The organism is Rhodococcus sp. DT1 (assembly GCF_049844875.1).
Lineage (GTDB): Bacteria > Actinomycetota > Actinomycetes > Mycobacteriales > Mycobacteriaceae > Rhodococcus.
Window position 1 is genome coordinate 739803 of the sequence record NZ_JBNCLW010000002.1, and the last position, 9634, is coordinate 749436.

At 65.2% G+C, this 9634-nt stretch carries 1 protein-coding gene; it reads left to right on the forward strand.

Features of this window, described 5'->3' with window-relative positions:
• Positions 1–92: 92 nt before the first annotated feature.
• On the forward strand, positions 93–9634 hold a 9542-nt coding region (locus ACLQ3J_RS07720), incomplete at its 3' end, for an amino acid adenylation domain-containing protein (RefSeq protein ID WP_425902734.1).

A 9634-nucleotide genomic window follows, 5' to 3' on the forward strand; every position in this document is an offset into this window, starting at 1 on the left:
GAGGATCGGATGTCGTTCGACGCTCGGACAGTACCGTCGGGGGTCGCGTGAGCGATACAGCGAGCGCAGGTTATTTCAGGAGGATGGGGTAGATGACGAGTGACGTGGCGGGCAATCCGGCGTTGGCAATCGGCGATCTGCCTCGGGTGCTCGCCGCCGTGGCGGACGTCGAGCCCGACCGTGTAGCCCTCGTCGACGGCGAGACCCGGCTTACCTACGGCAGCCTGCACCAGGAGATATCCACCCTCGACGCGGCGATGGGTGGCGCGCTCGGGTTCGACGCTCTCCTCCCCGTCGTGCTGTCGACCGTCGCTCCCGGACTGCTCGGCGGCGCAGGACTTCCCGCGGTCGTCGAGTCGCTTCTCTCCGACGCCCTGGTGGTGCTCGGAAACGACGCGGTCGCGCCGGCGGTAGCCGACCCGAACACCCTCGCCGCAAAGTTCGATGCGCAGGTGGCGGCGACACCGGACGCGACGGCGCTCCGATTCGAGAACGACACCCTGACCTATCGCGAGTTCGATGCGCGCGCGAATCGCCTCGCGCGGCACCTGATCGACCTCGGTGTGGGGCCCGACGTCCGCGTCGGTCTGGCCGTCCGGCGCTCGTTCGAGTTGCTCGTCGGCATGTACGCGATCGTCAAGGCCGGTGGCGCATACGTGCCTCTCGATCCCGATCACCCGGCCGATCGGCTCGCCTACGTCCTCGAGATCGCCGAACCCGCAGTCGTCGTCACGACCGCACGAGACGACGTGGACCTGCCCGAGACGGTTCCGACGGTGGCAGTCGACACGATCGACCTGTCGGGCGTCTCCGACGAACCCGTCCGGCCCGAGGAGCGGACGGGCGCGCTGACCGCCGACCACCTGGCGTACGTCATCTTCACCTCCGGATCCACTGGTCGGCCCAAGGGCGTGGCGGTCGAACACCGCGCGATCGTCGCGAACATCGCCTGGCGTCAGGCCGAGTACGGAATGCGCGCCGACGACGTGGTCGTGCAGAAGACCCCGTTCACGTTCGACGTGTCGGTGTGGGAGTTCTTCTGGCCGCTACAGGTGGGAGCGTGCCTGACGATCGCAGCGCCCGACGGCCATCGCGATCCGGGGTACCTCGCCCGCACCATGATCGACCACGGCGTGACGATCGCTCACTTCGTACCGTCGATGCTCGCGGTGTACCTCGAGGAGCCTGCCGCTGCATCGGTGACTTCTCTGCGCTACGTCTTCGCGTCCGGTGAGGCGCTGCCTCCGCAGACGGTGGCGCGGTTCCATCAACTGTCCTCGGCGAGCCTGCACAATCTGTACGGGCCCACCGAAGCCGCGGTCGACGTCACCTATTACGCCACCGCGCCCGGCGACACCGTCGTCCCTATCGGCGCGGCGGTTGCCGACACCGGTCTCTACGTTCTCGACGAGGGTCTGCGTCCGGTTCCGGACGGATCCGAGGGCGAGTTGTACCTCGCCGGGGTCCAGTTGGCGCGTGGCTACCTGCAACGCCCCGATCTGACCTCCGACCGGTTCGTCGCAGACCCGTTCGGAGACGCCGGCGACCGCATGTACCGGACCGGCGACCTCGTGAAGACGAACGCCGACGGGCAACTCGAGTACATCGGCCGCACCGACTTCCAGGTCAAGCTCCGCGGACTACGCATCGAACTCGGAGAGATCGAATCGGCGCTACTCGACCACCCGACGGTGCGTCAAGCCGTGGTGGTGGTGCACCACGAACCCACCCTCGGCGACCACCTCGTCGCCTACCTCGTCACCGACGGCCGCGAGATCGACCGCACCGAACTCGCGGAGGCGGTGCGGCGGCGTCTTCCCGGTTACATGGTGCCCTCGCTGTTCGTCGCACTCGACGCCTTCCCGCTGGGCGCGAGCGGAAAACTCGACCGAAAGTCGTTGCCGAAACCCGACTTCAGCTCACTCCAGCGGGAGTACCGCGCGCCGTCCACCCCGACCGAACACACTGTGATTGCTGCCTTCGAGCAGGTTCTCGGCGTCGAAGGACTCGGCGTGGACGACGACTTCTTCGACCTCGGCGGCAACTCGCTCAGTGCGACACGCGTGGTGGCACGACTCGGTGCCGACCACAACGTCCGCATCGACGTCCGCGAGTTCTTCGATGCGCCGACCGCCGCCGAACTCGCGGTGCTCGTCGACGCCGCATCGGCTTCCGGGGGCGACACGCGTGCGCCGTTGGTCGCCCAGGTCCGTCCGGATCGGGTGCCGTTGTCGCTGGCGCAGCAGCGGATGTGGTTCCTCAACCGGCTCGATCCCGACTCTGCGGTGAACAACATCGCGTTGGCGATACGGCTCGTGGGGCGGGTCGAGGTCGAGGCTCTGTCGTCCGCGGTCTCCGACGTGATCGCCCGGCACGAGTCGCTCCGGACCATCTACCCGGACCACGAGGGTGTCGGCAGTCAGCAGGTGCTGCCGGTCTCGGAATTCGTCGTCGACGTGACGCCCGAACCGATCTCCCCGAACGACGTGGTCGCCCGCGTCACCGACATCGTCTCCGAAGGATTCGACGTCACCCGTCAGGTGCCGTTCCGGGTGCGGGTGCTGCGTGTCTCCGACCAGGAGTACGTGCTGGTGGTGGTGGTCCACCACATCTCCGCCGACGGGTTCTCCGCCGGCCCCCTGACACGGGACGTCATGTCCGCCTATGTGTCCCGGGCCTCGGGTAGTGCTCCGCAGTGGGAACCCCTCGAGGTGCAGTACGCCGATTACGCACTCTGGCAGCGCGAGGTGCTCGGCAGCGAAGACGACCCGTCGTCGCTCATGGCACAACAACTCGACTATTGGCGCCGGACGCTGGCGGAGCTTCCCGACGAGCTGGAGCTTCCACGGGATCGCCCGCGCCCCGCGGTGGCGAGCAACCGAGGAGCGTCGCACCGGCTCGACGTGGGTCCCGACCTGCGTCGTCGTATCGCAGAGCTCGCGCGCCGGCAGGGCTCGACCGAGTTCATGCTGGTACACGCCGCGTTGGCAGTGCTGCTCGGCCGCTTGTCGGGTACCGAGGACATCGTCGTCGGATCACCTGTCGCCGGTCGCGGGGACGCCGCGCTGGACGATGCGATCGGCATGTTCGTCAACACCCTGGTCCTCAGGACTCCGATCGACACCTCCCGGTCGTTCGACGAGGTGCTCGGCAGCGTGCGCGACGTGGACCTGGAGGCGTTCGCGCATGCGGATGTGCCGTTCGAGCGGTTGGTCGAGGTGCTCGATCCTGCCCGTTCGCAGGCGCGTCATCCGCTCTTCCAGGTGATGCTGACCTTCCAGAACATGCCCGTCACATCCCTCGAGCTCCCCGGCCTGTCGGTCGAGTCACTGGAATTCGACACGGCGATCGCGAAGTTCGATCTGCAGGTGACCGTCACCGATCTGGCCGGGTCGGGTGAGCAGTCGAAGGGTTTCGGTATCGAGTTCACGTATGCCACCGATCTGTTCGATGCCGCAACAGTCGAGGGCTTCGCGGAGCGGTTCGTGCGGATCCTCGAGGCGGTGGTGGCTGATCCGTCGTGTCGGGTGGGGGATATCGATCTGCTGGGCGCCGATGAGCGGGTGACGGTGCTCGAGCGGTGGAACGATACGTCGCATCCGGTGCCGGAGTCGACGTTGCTGGATCGGTTCGATGCGCAGGTCCTTTCGAATCCCGACGCGATTGCGGTGGTGTTCGAGGGCGAGTCGTTGACGTATGCGCAGTTCGATGCGCGGGTCAATCATCTTGCGCGGTATCTGATCTCGCGGGGTGTGGGTCCGGAGACGATGGTCGGGTTGGCGGTGCGCCGGTCGTTGGATCTGCTGGTGGGGATGTATGCGATTGTGCGGGCCGGTGGCGCGTATGTGCCGATCGATCCCGACCATCCGGCCGATCGGATTCGGCATGTGCTCGATATTGCTGATCCGGTGTGTCTGGTGACGACGGCCCGTGATGGGTTCGAGGTGCCGTCCGGGGTGGATGTCGAGGCGATAGAGATCGATCGGCTGGATCTGGAAGGGTTCTCTGCCGAGCGGATCGGTGACGACGAGCGGCGCAGTGTCCTGCGTCCGGACAACACGGCGTATGTGATTTTCACGTCGGGTTCGACGGGCCGGCCGAAGGGTGTGGCGGTCTCGCACGGGGCGATCGTCAATCGTCTCGAGTGGATGCAGCACGAATACTCGCTCACCGGAGCGGATGTGGTGTTGCAGAAGACGCCGTTTACGTTCGATGTGTCGGTGTGGGAGTTTTTCTGGCCGTTGGGTGTGGGTGCGCGGTTGGTGGTTGCTGCTCCGGACGGTCATCGGGATCCGGTGTATCTGGCGACGGTGATGGCGGAGCGCAGTGTGTCGGTGGCGCATTTTGTGCCGTCGATGTTGGCGGTGTTCGTGGCGGAGGCGTCGGTGGGGGCGGCGTCGTCGTTGCGGTTGGTGTTCGCTTCGGGTGAGGCGTTGCCCGCGTCGGTGGCGGGCCGGTTGATGTCGGTGCTGCCGGGGGTGCGGTTGCACAATTTGTATGGTCCGACCGAGGCCGCGGTGGACGTGACGTTCCACGAGGTCGTCGACGCCGATACCGTGTCGGTTTCGATCGGTGCGCCGGTGTGGAATACGCAGGTGTTTGTGCTCGACAGCCGACTCGCGCCGGTGCCGGTGGGTGTGGCGGGTGAGTTGTATCTGTCGGGTGTGCAGTTGGCTCGTGGGTATGTGGGTCGGCCGGATTTGTCGGCGGAGCGGTTTGTGGCGTCGCCGTTCGGTGTGGGTGAGCGTCTTTATCGCACGGGTGATGTGGTGCGGTGGAACGCCGATGGGGAGTTGGAGTACATCGGTCGTTCCGATTTTCAGGTGAAGTTGCGGGGGTTGCGGATCGAGCTCGGTGAGATCGAGGCGGCGTTGGTGTCGCACGATTCGGTCGCTCAGGCTGCGGTGGTGGTGTCGGCCTCGGATCTCGGGGATCAGTTGGTGGGCTTTGTGGTGCCTGTTGTGGGGGCCACGGTGGATCGCGGCGAGTTGGTGCGGTTTGTTTCGGGGTTGTTGCCGGGGTATATGGTGCCGTCGTTGTTTGTGGTGCTCGATGCGTTTCCGCTCAACAGCAGTGGCAAGCTCGATCGTAAGGCGTTGCCTTCGCCCACTTTCGAGACTCGTGAGTTCCGGGCGCCGCAGACTGCTGTCGAGCAGACTGTGGCGTCGGTGTTCGCCGAGGTGCTCGGTGTCGAGCGTGTCGGTGCGGACGATGATTTCTTTGCGCTGGGTGGTAACTCGTTGATCGCGATGCAGGCGGTCGCGCGCCTGAGTGCCGCACTCGATACGCAGGTGCCGGTGCGGGTGTTGTTCGAAGCCTCGACCGTCGAAGCGCTTGCGGGTCTGCTCGAGTCGTCGTCGTTTGCGGGTCGCGTGCCTCTTGTGGCCGGCACTCGTCCGGCGCAGATTCCGTTGTCGTTGGCGCAGCAGCGGATGTGGTTCCTCAACCGGTTGGATCCGGGGTCGGCGGTCAACAACATTCCGGTGGCGATCAGGTTGTCGGGATCGTTGGATGTCGACGCGTTGCAGGCCGCGGTGTCGGATGTGGTGGCACGGCACGACTCGTTGCGGACGGTGTATCCGGAGGTCGACGGGGTCGGTTTCCAGAAGGTGCTCGGTGCCGGCGACGCGGTCGTGGAGGTGCGCGCTCTGGACGTGGCTGCCGAGGATGTTGCGGGGCGGGTCGCCGAGGTTGTGGGTGCCGGTTTCGATGTGACGCAGCAGGTTCCGATCCGGGTGCAGTTGTTGCGTGTCGCGCCGGAAGAGCACATTCTGGTTGTGGTGGTTCATCACATCTCCGGCGATGGGTTCTCTATGGCGCCCCTGACTCGTGATGTGGTCACCGCGTACGCAGCGCGGGCCGCGGGCCGGGAGCCGGGGTGGTCGGCGCTCGAGGTGCAGTACGCGGATTACACGTTGTGGCAGCGTGAGGTTCTCGGCGACGAGTCCGATCCGGAGTCGCTGCTTGCGCGGCAAACCGAGTTCTGGCGCAGTGCTTTGGCGGATCTGCCGGAGGAGTCGACGTTGCCGGGGGATCGGCCTCGTCCGGTGGTGTCGAGTTACCGGGGTGCGTCGCACGGTTTCACGATCGATGGTCGTATTCGTGCGGGTATCACCGAGGTGGCACGCCGCAGTGGTGCAACGGAATTCATGGTCGTCCATGCTGCGTTGGCCGTGTTGCTGTCACGGTTGGGCGCGAGTTCCGATGTTGCGATCGGGACGCCCGTCGCGGGTCGTGGTGAGGCTGCGCTCGATGATCTGGTGGGTATGTTCGTCAACACGCTCGTATTGCGGACGTCGGTTGATGGTGGGGTCCCGTTCGGGGAGTTCCTCGATACCGTTCGGGGGACAGATCTCGATGCGTTCGCGCATGCGGATGTGCCGTTCGAGCGGTTGGTGGAGGTGCTCGATCCTGCGCGTTCGCAGGCGCGTCATCCGTTGTTCCAGGTGATGCTGACTTTCCAGAATTTGGCGGCTGCGGAGCTCGAGCTGCCCGGTCTGAGTGTCTCGGGTGTCGACTTCGATGCGCAGATCGCGAAGTTCGATCTGCAGGTGACGTTGTCGGACGGGTTCGCGGAGGATGGTTCGCCGGACGGCTTCCATGCGGAGTTCACCTATGCCACCGATTTGTTCGATGCTTCGACGGTCGAGGGGTTCGCGGAGCGGTTCGTGCGGATTCTCGAGGCAGTGGTGTCTGATCCGTCGGGTCCGGTAGGGGATATCGATCTGCTGGGCGCTGATGAGCGTGTTGCGGTGCTCGAGCGGTGGAACGATACGTCGCATCCGGTGGCGGAGGCGACGTTGCTGGATCGCTTCGACGCGCAGGTTGCTGCGTCGCCGGATGCGGTCGCGGTGGTGTTCGAAGACGAGTCGTTGACGTATGTGCAGTTCGATGCGCGGGTCAATCAGCTTGCGCGGTATCTGATTTCGCGGGGTGTGGGTCCGGAAACAACCGTCGGGTTGGAGGTGCGCCGGTCGTTGGATCTGTTGGTCGGGATGTATGCGATCGTGCGGGCCGGTGGCGCGTATGTGCCGATCGATCCGGATCAGCCTGCCGAGCGCAACGCCTACATCGTGGAGATGGCGTCGCCGGTGTTGGTGGTGTCGACGTCGCGGGACGGGTTCGACGTTCCGGTGTCGGTGCCGGTGGTGTCGATCGACACTCTCGATCTTGCCGAGGTGTCGGCCGCGCCGGTCTCGGACGAGGAGCGGATTTCGCCGCTGCGACCCTCGAATACCGCATACGTGATTTTCACGTCGGGTTCGACGGGCCGGCCGAAGGGTGTGGCGGTCTCGCACGGGGCGGTCGTCAATCGTCTGGAGTGGATGCAGCACGAATACTCGCTCACCGGAGCGGATGTGGTGTTGCAGAAGACGCCGTTCACGTTCGATGTGTCGGTGTGGGAGTTTTTCTGGCCGTTGGGTGTGGGTGCGCGGTTGGCGGTTGCTGCTCCGGACGGTCATCGGGATCCGGCGTATCTGGCGAAGGTGATGGCCGAGCGTGGTGTGTCGGTGGCGCATTTTGTGCCGTCGATGTTGGCGGTGTTCGTAACCGAGGCCGGGGTCTCGGATCTGTCGGGTCTGCGGTTGGTGTTCGCATCGGGTGAGGCGTTGTCGCCGCCGTTGGCGGCGCGGGCGCGGGCGGTACTTCCGGATGCTGCTGTGCACAATTTGTACGGTCCGACCGAGGCTGCGGTGGATGTGACGTTCCACGAGGTGTCCGATGCCGATGTGGTGTCGGTGCCGATCGGTGTGCCGGTGTGGAATACGCAGGTGTTTGTGCTCGACGGTCGACTGGCGCCGGTGCCGGTGGGTGTGGCGGGTGAGTTGTATCTGTCGGGTGTGCAGTTGGCTCGTGGGTATGTGGGGCGGCCGGATTTGTCGGCGGAGCGTTTTGTGGCGTCGCCGTTCGGTGTGGGTGAGCGGTTGTATCGCACGGGTGATCTGGTGCGGTGGTCTGCTGATGGGGAGTTGGAGTACATCGGTCGTACCGATTTTCAGGTGAAGTTGCGGGGGTTGCGGATCGAGCTCGGTGAGATCGAATCTGCTCTTCTGGGCTTGGATGGTGTCGGTCAGGCCGTGGTGCTGGTGCGTGCGGATGCGCATGCGGGTGAGCAGTTGGTGGCGTATGTGGTGCCGGCTGCGGGTGCGTCGGTGGATTCTGTGGTGTTGTCGCGTCGGTTGGGTGCGGTGTTGCCGGCTTATATGGTGCCGTCGGCGATGGTGGTGCTCGATGAGTTGCCGGTGGGTTCGTCGGGCAAGTTGGACCGTAAGGCGTTGCCTTCCCCTGTCTTCGAAGCTCGGGAGTTCCGGGCCCCGCAGACACCCGTCGAACAGGTTGTGGCGTCGGTGTTTTCCGAGGTATTGGGCGTCGAGCGGGTCGGTCTCGATGATGATTTCTTCGCTTTGGGTGGTAACTCGCTGATTGCGACCCAGGTGGTCGCGCGCCTGGGTGCGGCACTCGATACTCGGGTGCCGGTGCGGGTGCTGTTCGAGGCGTCCACCGTCGGGGAACTGGCGGTGCGGGTGGAGCAGGTGTCCGGTGGGGGTGCCGGGGTTCCGTTGGTTGCGGGGGTGCGTCCGGCACAGATTCCGTTGTCGTTGGCGCAGCAGCGGATGTGGTTCCTCAACCGGTTGGATCCGGGGTCGGCGGCGAACAACATTCCGGCGGTAATCAGGTTGTCGGGATCGTTGGATGTCGATGCGTTGCAGGCCGCGGTGTCGGATGTGGTGGCGCGGCACGAGTCGTTGCGGACGGTGTATCCGGAGATCGACGGAGTCGGTTTCCAGAAGGTTCTGCCTGTCTCGGGGACCGTCGTCGAGGTACGTCCGGAAACTGTCGCGGCCGACGAGGTCCCGGCACGTGTCACGGAGATCGCGACTGCCGGTTTCGATGTCACGCAGCAGGTTCCGATCCGAGTGCGGCTGCTGCGAATCACGCCGGAAGAGCATGTGCTGGTTGTGGTAGTTCATCACATTTCCGGTGACGGGTTCTCGATGGGGCCGTTGACCCGGGACGTGGCAACGGCGTACGCAGCGCGGGCCGCGGGCGCGGTCCCGGAGTGGTCGGCGTTGGAAGTCCAGTACGCGGATTACACGCTGTGGCAGCGAGAGGTCCTCGGCGACGAGTCCGATCCGGAGTCGCTGCTCGCGCGGGAAACCGAGTTTTGGCGCACTGCTTTGGCGGATCTGCCGGAGGAGTCGACGTTGCCGGGGGATCGGCCTCGTCCGGTGGTGTCGAGTTACCGGGGCGCCTCGCATGGGTTCACGATCGATGGTCGTGTTCGTGCGGGTATCACCGAGGTGGCACGACGCAGTGGTGCAACGGAATTCATGGTGGTGCATGCTGCTCTTGCGGTGCTGTTGTCGCGGTTGGGCGCGAGTTCCGATGTTGCGATCGGGACGCCCGTCGCGGGTCGTGGTGAGGCTGCGCTCGATGATCTGGTGGGTATGTTCGTCAATACGTTGGTGTTGCGGACGTCGGTTGATGGTGGGGTGTCGTTCGGGGAGTTCCTCGATGAGGTCCGCCGGGTGGATCTCGATGCGTTCGCCCATGCCGATGTGCCGTTCGAGCGGTTGGTGGAGGTGCTCGATCCTGCGCGTTCGCAGGCGCGTCATCCGTTGTTCCAGGTGAT